The organism is Brevundimonas sp. P7753 (assembly GCF_013386595.1).
Classification (GTDB): Bacteria; Pseudomonadota; Alphaproteobacteria; order Caulobacterales; family Caulobacteraceae; genus Brevundimonas; species Brevundimonas bullata.
The window spans coordinates 25,249-39,476 of record NZ_JACARP010000026.1 but is presented as its reverse complement, the minus strand read 5'-3'; the positions used below and the strand labels follow the sequence as shown (position 1 = coordinate 39,476).

15 protein-coding genes are annotated in these 14,228 nt (G+C 68.2%); 6 read left to right on the top strand and 9 right to left on the bottom strand.

Features of this window, described 5'->3' with window-relative positions; translation table 11 throughout:
• Positions 1–80 precede the first annotated feature (80 nt).
• From HX774_RS06405 to HX774_RS06395, 3 genes are read left to right on the top strand one after another with little or no spacing between them, the layout of a single operon-like run.
• Positions 81–875, top strand: a complete 795-nt coding sequence (locus HX774_RS06405) for a class I SAM-dependent methyltransferase (protein ID WP_178825260.1) — start codon at positions 81–83, stop codon at positions 873–875.
• Positions 863–2,446, top strand: coding sequence for a 2-polyprenylphenol 6-hydroxylase (ubiB, locus tag HX774_RS06400; protein WP_178825258.1), 1,584 nt, complete (start codon positions 863–865; stop codon positions 2,444–2,446). Before HX774_RS06405 ends, ubiB begins: the two co-directional genes overlap by 13 nt.
• Before the next feature lie 23 nt (positions 2,447–2,469).
• Positions 2,470–2,940 (top strand): hypothetical protein, encoded by a 471-nt coding sequence (locus HX774_RS06395; protein ID WP_178825256.1) that lies wholly within the window; start codon positions 2,470–2,472, stop codon positions 2,938–2,940.
• Here HX774_RS06395 and arfB read toward each other — a convergent pair.
• The 7 genes from arfB to HX774_RS06360 form a co-directional block, all read right to left on the bottom strand.
• On the bottom strand, positions 2,937–3,338 hold the full coding sequence (gene arfB / locus HX774_RS06390) for an alternative ribosome rescue aminoacyl-tRNA hydrolase ArfB (RefSeq protein WP_114818182.1): 402 nt from the start codon (positions 3,336–3,338) through the stop codon (positions 2,937–2,939). The genes HX774_RS06395 and arfB overlap by 4 nt on opposite strands.
• A complete protein-coding gene (locus tag HX774_RS06385) occupies positions 3,335–3,793 on the bottom strand; it encodes a YaiI/YqxD family protein (RefSeq protein ID WP_178825254.1) in 459 nt (152 codons plus the stop codon). Before HX774_RS06385 ends, arfB begins: the two co-directional genes overlap by 4 nt.
• A gap of 242 nt (positions 3,794–4,035) precedes the next feature.
• Positions 4,036–5,379 (bottom strand): amidohydrolase family protein, encoded by a 1,344-nt coding sequence (locus HX774_RS06380; RefSeq protein ID WP_178825252.1) that lies wholly within the window; start codon positions 5,377–5,379, stop codon positions 4,036–4,038.
• A 3-nt stretch (positions 5,380–5,382) separates the two neighbouring features.
• A complete protein-coding gene (locus HX774_RS06375; RefSeq protein WP_178825250.1) occupies positions 5,383–6,879 on the bottom strand; it encodes an amidohydrolase in 1,497 nt (498 codons plus the stop codon).
• An 87-nt stretch (positions 6,880–6,966) separates the two neighbouring features.
• Positions 6,967–7,248, bottom strand: a complete 282-nt coding sequence (locus HX774_RS06370) for a DUF167 family protein (protein ID WP_178825248.1) — start codon at positions 7,246–7,248, stop codon at positions 6,967–6,969.
• Positions 7,249–7,501: 253 nt separating this feature from the next.
• Positions 7,502–8,431: an electron transfer flavoprotein subunit alpha/FixB family protein gene (locus tag HX774_RS06365; RefSeq protein ID WP_178825245.1), complete on the bottom strand. Its 930-nt coding sequence runs from the start codon at positions 8,429–8,431 to the stop codon at positions 7,502–7,504.
• On the bottom strand, positions 8,431–9,195 hold the full coding sequence (locus HX774_RS06360) for an electron transfer flavoprotein subunit beta/FixA family protein (RefSeq protein ID WP_178825243.1): 765 nt from the start codon (positions 9,193–9,195) through the stop codon (positions 8,431–8,433). The genes HX774_RS06365 and HX774_RS06360 overlap by 1 nt, the downstream gene beginning before the upstream one ends.
• Positions 9,196–9,319: 124 nt before the next feature.
• On the opposite strand from HX774_RS06360, the gene HX774_RS06355 reads away from it, so the two are divergent.
• Complete coding sequence (locus tag HX774_RS06355; protein WP_178825242.1) at positions 9,320–9,661, top strand: hypothetical protein; 342 nt, start codon at positions 9,320–9,322, stop codon at positions 9,659–9,661.
• Between the two features lie 121 nt (positions 9,662–9,782).
• On the opposite strand, the gene HX774_RS06350 is transcribed toward HX774_RS06355, so the two are convergent.
• Together HX774_RS06350 and HX774_RS06345 are read right to left on the bottom strand one after the other, a co-directional pair.
• Positions 9,783–10,355 (bottom strand): cob(I)yrinic acid a,c-diamide adenosyltransferase, encoded by a 573-nt coding sequence (locus HX774_RS06350; RefSeq protein ID WP_114818175.1) that lies wholly within the window; start codon positions 10,353–10,355, stop codon positions 9,783–9,785.
• A 29-nt stretch (positions 10,356–10,384) separates the two neighbouring features.
• On the bottom strand, positions 10,385–10,588 hold the full coding sequence (locus HX774_RS06345; RefSeq protein WP_114818174.1) for a twin transmembrane helix small protein: 204 nt from the start codon (positions 10,586–10,588) through the stop codon (positions 10,385–10,387).
• 147 nt (positions 10,589–10,735) lie between these two features.
• Between HX774_RS06345 and HX774_RS06340 the strand changes: the two genes are divergently transcribed.
• Together HX774_RS06340 and HX774_RS06335 are read left to right on the top strand one after the other, a co-directional pair.
• Positions 10,736–12,907: a TonB-dependent receptor domain-containing protein gene (locus HX774_RS06340; RefSeq protein ID WP_178825241.1), complete on the top strand. Its 2,172-nt coding sequence runs from the start codon at positions 10,736–10,738 to the stop codon at positions 12,905–12,907.
• Between the two features lie 103 nt (positions 12,908–13,010).
• Positions 13,011–14,132 carry a hypothetical protein gene (locus HX774_RS06335; RefSeq protein ID WP_114818172.1) on the top strand — a complete coding sequence of 374 codons (1,122 nt, stop codon included), beginning with the start codon at positions 13,011–13,013 and terminating at the stop codon, positions 14,130–14,132.
• Positions 14,133–14,228: the final 96 nt, after the last annotated feature.

Below are 14,228 nucleotides of genomic sequence, written 5' to 3'. Positions count from 1 at the left end.
CCCTCGAGGGGGAGGGCTTTCAAAGGGCTGCGACGCTTCCCCGGATGACGCCGCGCGCGGGAGGGGTTACACCCCCTGTCATGACCCAGGCCGACAGCTCCTCCCCCACCGGCGCGCCCTCAGGCAAGACCTCCTCCTTCGGCTTCCGCGACGTGGACGCGAAGGAAAAGGTGCAGATGGTGCGCGGCGTCTTCGATTCCGTCGCGTCCAACTATGACCTGATGAACGACCTGATGAGCGCGGGCGTGCACCGCCTGTGGAAGGACGCCACGGCGGCCAAGCTGAACGCCCGGCCGGGCGAGGTCATCCTCGACATGGCCGGGGGCACCGGCGACATGGCGCGGCGCTATTCGAAGATGGCGCGCGCGGCGCAGGCGCGGCGCGGCGGCGAGGACGCCACCGTCATCGTCATGGACTACAACGCCGAGATGATCCTGAACGGGGTGGCCAAGGGCGGCGAGCCGGAGATGGCCTGGGGCGTCGGCGACGCCATGAACCTGCCCTTCCCCGACGCCTGTCTGGACGCCTATTCGATCAGCTTCGGCATCCGCAACGTGTCGGACGTGGCCGGCGCGCTGAAGGAAGCGCGCCGCGCGCTGAAGCCGGGCGGGCGCTTCATCTGCCTGGAGTTCTCGCGGCCCACGACCGAGGCCCTGCGCAAGGCCTATGACGCCTGGTCCTTCCACGCCATTCCGCGCATCGGCGAATGGGTGGCCAAGGACCGCGACAGTTATCAGTATCTGGTCGAAAGCATCCGTCGCTTCCCCGATCAGGCGACCTTCAAGCGCATGATCGAAGACGCAGGGTTCAGCCGCGTGAGCGTCACCAACCTGTCGGGCGGCATCGCGGCCATCCACCACGGGTGGGCGATCTGAGCCGGCTGTCCGTCAAGACCCCGCCCGCCGCCCCGACGCCGGAGCCCGTCCGCGATCCGCTGGGCGCGACGCTCCGTCTGATCGGCTGGGGCTGGGTGCTGGCGCGCCACGACGCCCTGATCCCACGCGAGGCGACCCACCTGCTGCCCGTCTGGGCCCGTCCGTTCGCGGGCGCCGTGCAGATGCTGGCCAGCAAGAAGCATCGCGCCGGTCGACCCGGCGAGCGCGTCGGTCAGGCCTTCGAACACCTCGGCCCCGTGGCCATCAAGCTGGGTCAGGTCCTGGCCACCCGCGCCGACATCTTCGGCATCCAGTTCGCCAAGGATCTGGGCCGGCTGAAGGACAAGCTGCCGCCCTTCCCCCTGTCCGAAGCCCGCGCCGAGATCGAGCGCTCGCTGGGGCGTCCGGTCGAGAGCCTGTTCCGCGACCTGGGCGAGCCGGTCGCCGCCGCGTCCCTGGCCCAGGCGCACCCCGCATGGCTGGCGGACGGCCGCAAGGTGGCGGTCAAGGTGCTGCGGCCCGGCGTCGAGCGCCGCGTGGCGCGCGGACTGGATTCCATGCGTCTGGGCGCCAAGCTGGTGGAGAAGTTCGTCGCGCCCGCCCGGCGGCTGGAGCCCCAGGCCTTCGTCGAGATCATCGCCCGCTCGCTCCAGCTTGAACTGGACATGCGGCTGGAAGCGGCGGCCGCCTCGGAACTGGCCGAGGTCATGGCCAAGGACGGCTACATGTCCGCTCCCGCCATCGTCTGGGACGGGGTCGGCAAGCGGGTGCTGACGCTGGAGTGGGCCCCCGGCCTGCCGATGACCGATCCGGCGCTGGAGGCCCTGCCCGGCCTCGACAAGGACGCCCTGGCCGACAAGGTGGTGCGCGCCTTCCTGATCCAGGCCCTGGACCACGGCGTCTTCCACGCCGACCTGCACGAGGGCAATCTGTTCGCCGACGCCCCGGACAAGGTGACGGCCATCGACTTCGGCATCGTCGGGCGGTTGGGTCCGGCGGAACGCCGCTACCTGGCCGAGATCCTGTGGGGTTTCATCAGCCGCGACTACGACCGCATCAGCCGGGTCCACTTCGAGGCGGGATACGTGCCGCCGCACCATTCGGTCGACACCTTCGCCCAGGCCCTGCGCGCCGTCGGCGAGCCGGTAATCGGGCGTCAGGCCAGCCAGGTGTCGATGGGGCGCCTGCTGGGCCAGCTGTTCGAGATCACCGCCCTGTTCGACATGCACCTGAGGCCGGAACTGGTGCTGCTGCAAAAGACCATGGTCTCGGTCGAGGGCGTGGCGCGGCGTCTCAATCCCGACCATGACCTGTGGGAGGCGGCCAAGCCCGTGGTCGAGCGCTGGATCAAGCGCGAACTGGGTCCGCAGGCCCAGATCCGGGAGACGGTGGAAGAAGCCTTGGCCACGCTGAAGGCCTTGTCGCATCTGGCGCAGAACCCGCCGTCGTCTCAGACGTTGGTGATCGAGAAGGCCGGAACCCGGCCCTGGGTGGTCGCCGCCGTCACCGTCGCCGTCTGTGCGTCGGTCGCCGCCTTGGTCCTGACACTCTGGCCGATGATCGTCGCCTGACGTTTCTTCGGAGCCTGCCGCCTATGAAGACCCCGATCCTCGCCGCCATGCTGTGTGCAAGCCTGTTCGCCCTGCCGGTCGCGGCGCAGACGACCCCGCCCGCCCCTATCGGCGGGACGGCGGCGGCGACCCTGCCCAACGCCTTTGGCGAGCCAGCTGCGCCCGCGCGCCCCGCAGCGCCGGCGGTCGCGGAAGCCCCGGACATCGCCCGCTCCGAACAGGCCCTGCGCGCCGCCATCGCCTCCTTCCAGTCCGGCAATGTCGACTATTCCGTCTTCAGCGACGATCTGGCGGCCCAGATCCGCGAACAGGCGACGACCGTCACTCCGATGGTGCAGCAGTTCGGCGCCCTGAAGACCATCGACCATGTCGGCCAACAGGACGGCGCAGACCTGTTCCGGGTGGTGTTCGAGAAACAGGCCACCGACTGGGTCATCGCCTTCGACGATCAGGATCAGATCGCCGCCCTGCTGTTCCGCCCGGCCCGGGATTAATCCAGCGACGGTTTGCCCCGCCCGCTCTTGATGGTGGAGCGGGTCGACTTGCCCTTCAACCGCCGCTCCTTGGAGGCGCGCGTCGGACGGGTCGGCACGCGATAGACGGGCTTGATCGAGGCCTCGGCCACCATCTCGTCCAGGCGCGCGACGGCGTCGGCCTTGTTGCGCTCCTGGGTGCGGAAGCGGACGGCGGTGATGACGATCACCCCGTCCAGCGTCAGCCGGCTGCCCGCCAACTTCATCAGGCGTTCTTTGACAGGCTCGGTCAGGCTGGGCGAGTTTCGCACGTCAAAGCGCATCTGGACCGAAGTCGAAACCTTGTTGACGTTCTGGCCGCCCGGACCGCCGGAGCGGAAGAAGCGGAACTCCAGCTCGTCCTCGGGAATGCGGCTCACGGAGCGGCTTTCCGTGCACGGACGACCGCCGTGTCCAGGGCCTGAAGGAAGCGCGAACGGTCGGCGTTGGAGAAGGGCGGCGGGCCGCTGGTGGCCACGCCCATAGAGCGCAGATGCTCGCCCACCATGCGCCCGGCCAGGGCCGAGCCGATGGAATCGGGCGTAAAGGGCTGGCCGTTCGCCTTCAGCGCCTGGGCCCCGGATTTCAGGCAGCGGTCGGCCAGGGGAATGTCGGCGGTGATCACGATGTCGCCGGTCGCGGCGCGCTCGGCGATCCAGTCGTCGGCCACGTCAGGCCCGGCGTCCACCACCACCTGTTCGATCAGCGGCTCGCGGGGGACATTGATCCAGGCGTTGGACACCACGAAGACCTTGAGGCCGTAGCGGCGGCCTACGCGATAGACCTCTTCCTTCACGGGGCAGGCGTCGGCGTCGATGTAGAGGGTGGTGGGCATAAGCGTCTTATGACGCGTCGCGGAGACGGGGAGAAGAGCGCGCGATCTAGTCCCTTCTCCCGATGGGAGAAGGTGGCCCGAAGGGCCGGATGAGGGTCGCTCGGCGGCCTTCGGCGTGAGCCGCTGCGCAACGGCGTCCGCCGACTGAAAGCGTAGCCCCTCACCCTTTCGCCTTGCCAATCGCTGCGCTCTTGGAGGCTCAAGCCCTCTCCCGCCGGGAGAGGGCAGCCAGACGAGCGTTTCTACTGCGGATAGGCCACCGGCATGGCCCCCTCGCCGCCGGACCGGTAGCGGTCGCGCAGCAGCAGGTTGCGGGCTTGCAGCGGCTGCTCCACCCCGTCGATGAAGACCGCCGAGGGCTGGCTCAGCGGTTCCAGCGGGTCGCCGGACCAGACCACGACATCGCCCGCCGCGCCGGCCTTCAGCTCGCCGAACTGGCCGTCAAAGCCGAAGATGCGGGCCGGGTTGACCGTGATCGCCTGAATCGCCGCCGCAAACGGCAGGCCGTGCGAGACGGCGTTGCCGGCGTTGTAGCGGATGTCGCGGGCGCGGTGGGTCGAGCCCTCATTGCCCTTGATGGCGATGACCACGCCCGCCGCGTTCAGCGCCGCCGCGTTCTGCATCCGCGCCGCCCGCATTTCGAAATTGCCGGGCAGGTTGGTGATCGGGTGCAGCAGGACCGGGACCTTGGCGGCGGCGATCTCCTCGGCCACCAGCCAGCCTTCGGCGGCGCCGTCGAGGATGACCTTGACGCCTTCTTCGCGGGCCAGACGCAGGACCTGCTGGATGTCCGCGGCGCGGTTGACGCTGACGATCAGCGGCATGGCGCCGTTGGCCACCGGGATCAGGGCTTCCAGATCGGCGCGCGACAACGACAGGTCGCGAAGCGCGGCCCGGTCATAGGCGGCCTTGTTGCGGGCATAGAGGCGAACCTCGGCCAGGGTTTCCTTGAACAGGACGAACTCGGCCCCGCGCGCGCCGCCGGCCACGCCCTTTCCGGCCTCGCCGAAGGGGGCGACCATGGCCACGCGCGGCTTCACAAGGATGTCGGCGCCGCCCAGCTTGATCACCGCCGCCTGACCGGCGAACAGGCCTGGCGACTGATAGCCGCCGTGACCGGCCCCGGCGAAGTCGCTGTCGTCGTGACTGTGGCCGCCGCCCGAGCCCGCGTGCTGGGGCGTGACCACGGCGCGGGTGACGCCGCCGAGGCGGGCGACCGGCAGGGTGAAGGACCAGGGGTCCAGGCCGTAGGACAGGTCGAACGCCGCGCTCAGGGTGTTGGCGTTGTTCGACAGGTCGTTGGAGCCGCGCACCGAGCCGACTTCCGAACCGCCGAGGCCGGAATCGACGGCGACGAAGCCGGGGGTCACGATCTGGCCGCGCGCGTCGATGGTGCGCAGGCCCGCCGGGGCCGCGCCGGTCCCGACGGAAACGACCTTGCCGTTACGGATGACGACGGTGCCGTTCTCGATCACCGAGGTTCCAGTCAGGACGCGACCGCCGGTGATGGCGACGTCCTGAGCCGCTGCGGGACCGACGAGGGCGAGGGCTGCAACAGCGCCCGCAAGAAGAGTTTGGATACGCATGGTTCAGCGAGCTCCCTGGGCGACGCCGGCGGCGGCCTGGCCGAAGCCGGGCTGACCCAGTTCGAAATCGGATACGGGCTGGTAGGCGGGATTGGCGCGGTCGAAGGCCAGACCGCCGTCGATGAAGACCTGATCGGCGCGGGCGTAGACCGAGAAGGGATCGGCGCTCCAGATCACCACGTCGGCGCGCTTGCCGGGCTCCAGCGAACCCGTCTCCTTGTCGATGCCGATGGAGCGGGCGGCGTTCAGGGTGATCCAGCGGATGGCGTGCTCTTCGGAGATATTCATCCCGGCGCGGCGCCCGGCCGACAGGGCGGCGGCGGCTTCCTGATTGAGGCGCTGGATCAGTTCGGCGTCGTCGGAGTGGATGACGGCGCAGGAGCCCTCGGGCGCGTCGGTCAGGGCGGCGTTTTCCTCGATGCCGTCCAGGGCCTCCATCTTGAAGCCCCACCAGCCGGTCCACATGGCGGCGCAGACGCCTTCACGGGCCAGCATCGGCGCGATCTTGTAGGCCTCGACTGCGTGGTGGAAGGTCGTGACCTTGTAACCGAACTCCTTGGCCACATCGAGCATGACCGCCATCTCGTCGGCGCGGTAGCAGTGGTTCTGGATCAGGATCGAGCCGTCCAGAACACCGGCGAGCGTCTCCAGCTGCAGGTTGCGGGTCGGGGGCGTGCCCTGACCGTCGTCACGCCACTTGTCCCACTTGGCCTTATAGTCGCGGGCGGCGATGAAGGCGGCGCGGTAGCCGGCGACATTGCCCATGCCGGTGGCCGGCGACTGGTTGCGGCCGCCATAGACGCGGCTGGGGTTCTCACCGCAAGCCATTTTCAGGCCGTAGGGGGCGTTGGGGAACTTCATCCCCTGCATCGTGACGGAGGGAACGTTCCTCACCGTCACGCCGCGACCGCCGAACAGGTTGGCCGAGCCGGGCAGGATCTGGAGCGTCGTCACCCCGCCGGCGCGGGCGGTGTTGAAGCCGGGATCCTGGGGCCAGATCGAGTGTTCGGCCCAGACCTGGGCCGTGTTGGGATTGGTGGCCTCGTTGCCGTCGCTCATGCCCATGACGCCGGGCGACGGATAGACGCCGAGGTGGCTGTGGATGTCGATGATGCCGGGCGTGACGTAGCGGCCGCGGGCGTCGACCACCTTGTGGCCCGCCGGGACCGGGGTGTTCGCCCCGCCGACCGCGGCGATGCGGCCATCGGTGATGATCACCACGCCGCCTTCGATCTTCTGACCGGCGCCGGTCAGGACCGTGGCGCCGACCAGGGCCAGGTTTTCACGCGGCAGACCGCGATAGGTCGAGGGATAGGGGTCCGCATTGGCCCAACCGTCCAGGCCGGGGGCCATGGTGCGATCCTTGGACGCGGGCGCGGCCGAGGCCGTCTCGGTCTTGGGCTTGGCGTCGCCGGTCGTGGCGCAGGCCGACAGGGCCAGGGCGCCGAGCGCGCAGGTGAGGACAGCGAGGCTTGGGCCCCGCAGACGGTTAAGCAACATGGGCGAGACCCCCTCGCGCCCGCAGACAGCGGGCAAACAATGGGACGGCATACAAAGGAGGTTCAGCCTCGCCGTAAAGGGGAAATGTCAGCTACCGGACAAGCGGTCGCGGACCTCGGCCTCGCTCAGGCCCTCGACCTCGATCATCTTCAGCCGAGACTGGCCGCCGCGCGCCAGGGTCACGTCGCGCTTGGGGACGCCCAGGGCCTTGGCGAGGAAGGCGGTCAGGGTGGCGTTGGCCTCGCCCTCGACCGGCTGGGCGCGCACGCGGACCTTGAGCACGGGGCGACCGTCGGGATCGACGTCCCAGCCGTCGATGCGGTCGGCGGCGGCGCGGGGCGTCAGCTTGATGGCGAGGCGGGCGGTCATGAGGCCTGTTTGGCCCAACTGAGCCCTGCGGCCAACTCCCTGCCGCCATCCCGGACGAAGGCTAGACTGCGAGCCGAAGATCCGGGACCCAGGCGGCGGAGCCTTGACTGGAGATGTCGCGTCTGGAGCCGGCGCCTGGGTCCCGGATCGGCCTGACGGCCGTCCGGGATGACGGCAGGGAGTTGGAGCGCCAATTGAAAACGCGCCGGACGGTTTCCCATCCGGCGCGCTTCAGGTTCAGCGTGCGAACCGATCAGCCCAGGGCGGCCATCAGTTCCGGCACGGCGGTCTTGTAGTCGGCGACCAGGCCGTAGTCGGCGACCTGGAAGATCGGGGCGTCGGCGTCCTTGTTGATGGCGACGATGACCTTGGAGTCCTTCATGCCGGCCAGGTGCTGGATGGCGCCCGAGATGCCGATGGCGATGTAGAGGGCCGGGGCCACGACCTTGCCGGTCTGGCCGACCTGATAGTCGTTGGGGGCGTAGCCCGCGTCGACAGCGGCGCGGCTGGCGCCGATGGCGGCGCCCAGCTTGTCGGCCAGGGGCTCCATCACGGCGTGGAACTCGTCGGCCGAGCCCAGGGCGCGACCGCCGGAGACGATGATCTTGGCGGCGCCCAGTTCGGGGCGGTCCGACTTGACCATTTCCTCGGAGACGAAGGCGGTCTTGGGCGCTTCACCGGCGGCGACGCTCTCGACCGAGGCCGAGCCGCCTTCAGCGGCGGCGGCGAAGGCCGTCGGGCGCACGGTGATGACCTTCTTGGCGTCAGCCGACTGCACGGTTTCCAGGGCGTTGCCGGCGTAGATCGGACGCACGAAGGTATCGGCCGAGACGACCTCGACGATGTCCGAGATCGGGGCGACGTCCAGCTTGGCAGCCAGGCGCGGGGCGAAGTTCTTGCCGTCCGTGGTGGCGGGCGACAGGATGGCGTCGTAGCCAGCGGCCAGCGGCAGGACGGTGGCTTCGACGGCCTCGGCCAGGCCGTGGGCCACGGCGTCGCCCTCGGCCAGCAGGACCTTGCGCACGCCGGCGATCTTGGCGGCGGCGTCAGCCACGGCCTGCGCGCCCTTGCCGAGCACCAGAACATCCACGTCCGACGACAGGGCCAGAGCCGCCGTCACCGTCTTGTGGGTGGTGTCGCGAACGATCGCGCCGTCGTGGTCGGCGATGACGAGAACGGCCATTACAGAACCCCTGCGTCTTTGAGCTTGGAAACCAGTTCGGCCGCGTCGGCGACCTTGACGCCCGCCGAACGCTTCGGCGGCTCCGTCACCTTGAGGACCTTGAGGCGATCCGCGACATCGACGCCGTAGTCGGCGACCGCCTTGACCGCGATCTCCTTCTTCTTGGCCTTCATGATGTTGGGCAGCGAAGCATAGCGCGGGGTGTTGAGGCGCAGGTCCACGGTGACAACGGCCGGCAGGGTCGCCGCCACGGTCTGCAGACCGCCGTCGACTTCACGGGTGACAGTCGCCTTGCCGTCGCCGATCACCAGCTTGCCGGCGAAGGTGGCTTGCGGCCAGTCCAGCAGGGCGGCCAGCATCTGACCCACGGCGTTGTTGTCGCCGTCGATGGACTGCTTGCCCATCAGGACCAGGTCCGGCTTTTCTTCATCGACCACCGCCTTGAGCAGCTTGGCGACGGCCAGCGGCTCCAGGTCGGCGTCCGACTGGATCAGAACGCCGCGATCGGCGCCCATGGCCAGGGCCGTGCGCAGGGTTTCCTGGGCCTGGGTCACGCCGATGGAGACCACGACGATTTCCGTCGCCGTGCCCGCCGCGTGATGCTCCTTACCTTCCTTGAGCCGAACGGCCTCTTCGACGGCGATCTCGTCGAAGGGGTTCATGCTCATCTTGACGTTGGCCAGATCGACGCCGGTCTGGTCCGCCTTGACGCGGGCCTTGACGTTATAGTCGATCACCCGTTTCACCGGGACGAGTACCTTCATGAGCCTATCCACTTGGTCTTCGAAATGTCGGAGCAGGGATTGGACCGACGAAACCGGCCTGTCAACGTAACGCTACGTGAACTCTGTTCGTGTCCGCGGCGCAATTTTGAACTATGAGACCCGCATGAAACGCTTCCTGACCCTGGGCCGCCTGAGCGTCCTCTTCTTCAGCATCTTCGGCCTGATGATCGCCGGGGTCTTCGTGTTCCAGCGCTACTGGATGGAACCGGGCGAGCGCTGCGAGGCCGAAGGCAAGTGGTACGACATCGAAAGCCGCATCTGCGCCCAGCCCATCTCGATCGCTGAAATCACCGGCCGCCCCATCGGCGTCAGCCGCGCCGAGGCCTCGGCCGAGAAGAACAAGGAACTGGTCGAGATCGAAAACCGGCTGACCGCCGAGAAGCGCGCCCGCGACGCCGCGACCGCCGCCGAACGGGTCCGGGTCGAGGCCTTGCAGCAGCGATAACAAGGCGTCATCCCGGCCGAAGCGTCAGCGGAGAGCCGGGACCGCCCAAAACGCCGCCGTCAGTGCTTCCTGCGGTCCCGGATAGCGGCTGCGCCGCTTCCGGGATGACGGCAGTGATATTTCAGCGCGTTGCGCCGGGCTTCCACAGGATGTCGGCGGCGCCGTTGGCGTTGGCGCGGCGGGCGGCGACGAACAGGTGGTCCGACAGGCGGTTCAGATAGCGGACGGCCTCCGGGTTCACCTGCTGGCCCGATTCCATCAGGCGAATGGCGTCGCGCTCGGCCCGGCGGCAGACCGTGCGCGCCAGGTGCAGGTGGGCCGACAGGGCGGAACCGCCCGACAGGATGAAGCTGTCCAGCGGCTTCAGGCTCTCGTTCATCCAGTCGATTTCGGTCTCGATGCGCTCGACCTGCGAGGCGATGATGCGCAGGGCCTCCCACTTCGGGGCCGGGTCCAAGGGCGTGGCCAGGTCGGCGCCGAGGTCGAACAGCTCGTTCTGGATACGGCCCAGCATGGCGTCGATGCGATCATTCTGGCCGCTGTTCAGACGGGCCACGCCGATGACGGCGTTCAGTTCATCGACTGTCCCATAGGCCTCGACCCGCAGATCGGTCTTGGACACCGGCGCGCCCGAGGCCAGGCGGGTCTGCCCGCCGTCGCCGGTGCGCGTGTAGATCTTGTTCAGCGTGACCATGCTTTTCGCCCCTCAGCTTGCTTGTCGTCTCAGCCGCCGTGCGTGGATTTCCACCACATCCCGCCCATCAGCAGCAGCACCGCCACGGCCTGAAGCACGACGCGCAGCCGCATCAGCTTGTTCGAGTTGGTGCGGGCGAAATCACCGCCGCGATACAGGGTGTAGACGCCGAAACCGAGGGTGATGGTGACCGCCGCGATGGCGATGAGGATCAGGATGTCGAAGATTTCCATGTCCGCCTTCTAGGCCTCGCGCCTCGTCTGCGCCAGCGTCCGCAACGCTTGATGAAGGCTCACGCAATTGCGACGTATTCGCACACCCCCATTGCCACGCCACGGTTGCTGATGTTGAGAAGCGCTCGCAACTTAACGGGGCTGTTCATGTCTTTCTTCGCCGTCTCTCGCCGCTCGACCCTGCTGGCCGCCTCTGCCCTGGCCGCCCTCGCCACGGGTCAGGCCGCGAACGCCGAGGACCTGACGGAGGAGCAGCGCCAGTCCACGACCCGGATCGCCGATGTGGTGGTTACGGCGTCCGGCTTTGAACAACGCATCACCCAGGCCCCGGCCTCGATCAGCGTCGTCCCGCGCAAGGACATCGAGGAGATGCGCGCCACCTCGGTCGCCGAGATCCTGACCAATATCGAGGGCGTCGACGTGGGCGCGGCCGTCGGCAAGACCGGCGGCCAGACCATCAACATCCGCGGCATGGGCTCGGACTACACCCTGATCCTGATCGACGGCCGCCGTCAGAACACGGCCGGCAGCGTCACGCCGAACGGCTTTGGCGAAACTTCCAGCAGCTTCATGCCGCCGGTTTCGGCCATCGAGCGCGTCGAGGTCGTGCGCGGCCCGGTCTCGACCCTGTACGGGTCCGACGCCATGGGCGGGGTGGTCAACATCATCACCCGCAAGGTCGGCGACGTCTGGGGCGGCTCGGCCTCGGCCAACTACACCCTGCAAGGCGACGATGATTTCGGCGACCTCTGGGGCGGCGACTTCTACGCCAACGGCCCGCTGGTGAAGGACCTGATGGGTCTGGCCGTGCGCGGGTCGTATCTGACGCGCGAGCAGTCAGCCCTGAAATTTGCAAATGTCGATGGCGTGGAGACCCCCGTCTCAGGCTTTGGCCGCAGCTCGACCGAGAACGAGATCTGGACCCTGGGCGGCCGCCTGACCCTGACGCCGCACGCCGACCACGACCTGTGGCTGGACGTGGACGTGTCGCGCCAGTGGTACGACAACGCCAAGGGTCAGATGGGCACCAACACCACCGCCGGCGGCTATGGCGATGCGCTGGAGTTCAACCGCGACCAGTACGCCCTGGCCCACAACTGGCGTCTGCCGTTCGGCGTGCTGGAATCCAACCTGTCGTTCGGCAGGACGGAAACCATCGGCCGCATCATCCCCAACGGGGTGGCGGGCGCCGGCGGCGCGCGGGACCTGGTGTCGGAAAACACCATCTTCGACACCAAGCTGTTCTCGCAGTGGCGCAACCACACCTTCACCGTGGGCGGCCAGTACTGGGACGCCGAAATGGTCGACGGCGTGGCCCCGACGACGTTCGAGCACACCCAGTGGGCCCTGTTCGCCGAGGACGAATGGCGCTTCACCGACAGCCTGGCGCTGACCCTGGGCGCGCGTCACGACGACCATTCCAAGTTCGGTTCGCACTTCAGCCCGCGCGCCTATCTGGTGTGGAACGCCTCGCCGGAGTGGACCCTCAAGGGCGGCGTCAGCCAGGGCTTCAAGACCCCGCGTCTGGAGCAACTGGCCGAGGGCATCAACGGCTTCGGCGCGCAGGGCCGTCTGCCCCTGCTGGGCTCGCCGGGTCTGAAGCCGGAGACCTCGACCTCCAGCGAGATCGCCGTCTTCTACGACAACGGCTCGACCTTCCGGGCCAATGTCACCGTCTTCAACAACGAATTCCAGGACAAGATCGCCGCCGGTCCGCAGGTCGCCAACTGCCTGTTCGGTCTGAGCCAGGCCCAGTACACGGCTGGTGGATATAATACCTCGGGCTGCTTCGACGTCGGATTCTACACCCCCTACATCTCCACCGTCGCCGCCTTCGGCCAGCAGGTGAATGTGGACGAGGCCGTGACGCGCGGCGTCGAGACGGCGGCGCGCTGGCGCTTCGCCCCTGACTGGACCCTGTCGGGCAACTACACCTACACCGACAGCGAGCAGAAGTCGGGCGCGGCCAAGGGCCTGCCCCTGACCGACACCCCCGAGCACATGGTCAACGCCAACCTGCGCTGGAACGCCACTGACAAGCTGAACCTGTGGCTGCGCGGCGAGTATCGGTCGGAGCGCTTCCGGGGCCTGGGCGCCGCCCGCGACGCCTGGGGCGACTACAAGGCCTATGAGCTGTTCCACCTGGGCGGATCGTACGACGTGACCGAGCGGGTCACGATCAACGCCACCGTCTACAACCTGTTCAACAAGGACTTCGTCAGCCTCAAGCCCTATGGCGCGCCGGTCGCCTATGCGCCGGAATACGCCAACAACCAGGAGCCGCGCCGCCTCTGGGTGTCGGTGACGACGACCTTCTGATCCCGTCTTCCTCCCCAAACTGCAAAGGGCCGTCTCTCATGAGGCGGCCCTCTTTCTTTGCCAGCTAAGCCGTTAGTCATCTTTGCCGGGCAGTGTCGCCGCCATGACTGATCGCGCCGTTCGCAACCTGGAACACCTGCGCCGCACCGCCTCCACGGCGCGGGTGCTGAACCTGCTCAAGGTCTATGACGAGCATGGCGACACCGACGACTGGCACGAACGCCCCATGTTCCGCACCCCGGCGCTGAACACCTCGCTGATCATCAAGCACCGGCTGCGGCGCAACGAGACCGACTCCTTTCCCGGTCGCCGCCAGGTGGCGACCAAGGTGGTCGTGCCGATCGACAGCGCCGACCTGAAGACCGGCGGCCGCTTCGTCTTCGTCAACCAGATCGGGTTCGAGCGCGCCATGCAGGAGGCGTTCGGGATCGCCGCCGACCATCCCGACCTGAAGACCCTGCGGCTGATGGATCAGTTGCCGTCGCTGGACCCCTTCCTGCTGCGCGAACAGCTGCGGCGGGGCGAGGTCGACGCGGCCCCCTGCTATTTCGCCCTCAGCGAGGCGGACCTGGAGCGGATGCTGACCTTCGTCCAGAGCGAGATCGAGCCTCTGGTCACGCTCAGCATGGGCGACGGCGTGGCGGCGGTCGGGTCGACGGCGCGCATGGCGTCGAAGATCCTGTCCAACGCCCCCGGCGACCGGCTGGAGGCGCTGCGCGCCACCCTGCGGCTGGAGCCGGAGCAGTATCAGGAGGGCGTCTTCTGCTGGAAGGGCTTCCTCTACTACAAGTGGACCCTGGCCAGCCTGATGAACGACATCGTCGTGGTCGCCGACGAGGTGGGCACGGTCAAGCCGGTCGGTCCCAGCGACCGTGCGGCCAAGGAATATATTGATCGCGGACGGTCGGTTCTGCGGGGCCGCATCATGAAGACCTGCGAAGAGGTCAGCCGCACCCTGCGGTATTATGACGACGCCTATGCGGGGCTGACGCGCGACGGCAAGCCGCTGGCCTTCCGCGACTTCCTGCTGGAGGCCCCCGCCCTGTTCGCCCGCCTGGGCGATCAGCTGGGGGCGGTGCAGCACATCGTCAGCTTCTGGCGCTTCCGCTTCGGCCCCAAGGCGCCGCCGGTCGGGGTCGACGAACTGATCGACATCTTCATGGACTTCGAGACGGGTCTGATGGGGCGCGAGATCGACGTCTACGACCCGCGCGACGCGGCCTGACCCCACTCCGTCATCCCGGAAGCGGCGAGGCCGCTATCCGGGACCGCCAGAAGCGTTGACGGCGGTGTTCCGGGCGGTCCCGGCTCTCCGCCTACG

What these genes read in the sequence shown, in the direction of transcription:
- HX774_RS06405 (WP_178825260.1), top strand. Translation starts at nt 81, where the DNA reads ATGACCCAGGCCGACAGCTCCTCCCCCACCGGCGCGCCCTCAGGCAAG.
- HX774_RS06395 (WP_178825256.1), top strand. Translation starts at nt 2,470, where the DNA reads ATGAAGACCCCGATCCTCGCCGCCATGCTGTGTGCAAGCCTGTTCGCC.
- HX774_RS06385 (WP_178825254.1), bottom strand. Translation starts at nt 3,793, where the DNA reads ATGCCCACCACCCTCTACATCGACGCCGACGCCTGCCCCGTGAAGGAA.
- HX774_RS06380 (WP_178825252.1), bottom strand. Translation starts at nt 5,379, where the DNA reads ATGCGTATCCAAACTCTTCTTGCGGGCGCTGTTGCAGCCCTCGCCCTC.
- HX774_RS06375 (WP_178825250.1), bottom strand. Translation starts at nt 6,879, where the DNA reads ATGTTGCTTAACCGTCTGCGGGGCCCAAGCCTCGCTGTCCTCACCTGC.
- HX774_RS06370 (WP_178825248.1), bottom strand. Translation starts at nt 7,248, where the DNA reads ATGACCGCCCGCCTCGCCATCAAGCTGACGCCCCGCGCCGCCGCCGAC.
- HX774_RS06365 (WP_178825245.1), bottom strand. Translation starts at nt 8,431, where the DNA reads ATGGCCGTTCTCGTCATCGCCGACCACGACGGCGCGATCGTTCGCGAC.
- HX774_RS06360 (WP_178825243.1), bottom strand. Translation starts at nt 9,195, where the DNA reads ATGAAGGTACTCGTCCCGGTGAAACGGGTGATCGACTATAACGTCAAG.
- HX774_RS06355 (WP_178825242.1), top strand. Translation starts at nt 9,320, where the DNA reads ATGAAACGCTTCCTGACCCTGGGCCGCCTGAGCGTCCTCTTCTTCAGC.
- HX774_RS06350 (WP_114818175.1), bottom strand. Translation starts at nt 10,355, where the DNA reads ATGGTCACGCTGAACAAGATCTACACGCGCACCGGCGACGGCGGGCAG.
- HX774_RS06345 (WP_114818174.1), bottom strand. Translation starts at nt 10,588, where the DNA reads ATGGAAATCTTCGACATCCTGATCCTCATCGCCATCGCGGCGGTCACC.
- HX774_RS06340 (WP_178825241.1), top strand. Translation starts at nt 10,736, where the DNA reads ATGTCTTTCTTCGCCGTCTCTCGCCGCTCGACCCTGCTGGCCGCCTCT.
- HX774_RS06335 (WP_114818172.1), top strand. Translation starts at nt 13,011, where the DNA reads ATGACTGATCGCGCCGTTCGCAACCTGGAACACCTGCGCCGCACCGCC.